This is a genomic window from Legionella pelazae (genome assembly GCF_052527395.1).
Genome location: NZ_JBNVZS010000037.1, coordinates 1 through 601, shown reverse-complemented (window position 1 = coordinate 601; position 601 = coordinate 1). Strand labels below are relative to the sequence as shown.

Below are 601 nucleotides of genomic sequence, written 5' to 3'. Positions count from 1 at the left end.
CCTCCACCTGGCCTTTCATCACCACGCCGCCCTTATTGTTCTTAGTGGATATTACAGTGCCTGGGGGAAGGCCTGTATAAATGTCGCCTGTTCCTTCATAAACCCAAACCATCTCAGGCTCTTTCTGTCGCCTCTTCTGTGCTTTTTTAGTAATGTATTCTACGGGAATAGCCTGACCCTGAACCTCCACCTGGCCTTTCATCACCACGCCGCCCATACGGTTCTTAGTTGATGTGACATTGCTTGGGGGAAGGCCTGTGTAGATGTTGCCTGTTCCTTCATAAACCCAAACCATGTCAGATCCTTTCTGTCGCAATGTCTGTGCATTTTTAGTAATGTATTCTACGGTAGTGGCCTGACCCTGAACCTCCACCTGGCCTTTCCGCACCACGTCGCCCCTACGGTTCTTAGTTGATGTGACAGTGCTTGGGGGAAGGCCTGTATAAGTGTTGCTTGTTCCTTCATAAACCCAAACCATCTCAGGCTCTTTCTGTCGCTTTGTCTGTGCTTTTTTAGTAATATATTCTACGGTAACGGTCTGACCCTGAACCTCCACCTGGCCTTTCATCACCACGCCGCCCTTACGGTTCTTAGTGGATGT

1 protein-coding gene is annotated in these 601 nt (G+C 49.3%); it reads right to left on the bottom strand.

What is annotated here, in order from left to right:
• A partial coding sequence (locus ACQUW5_RS15295; protein WP_444992123.1) for a hypothetical protein occupies positions 1 to 601 on the bottom strand: 601 nt, incomplete at both ends.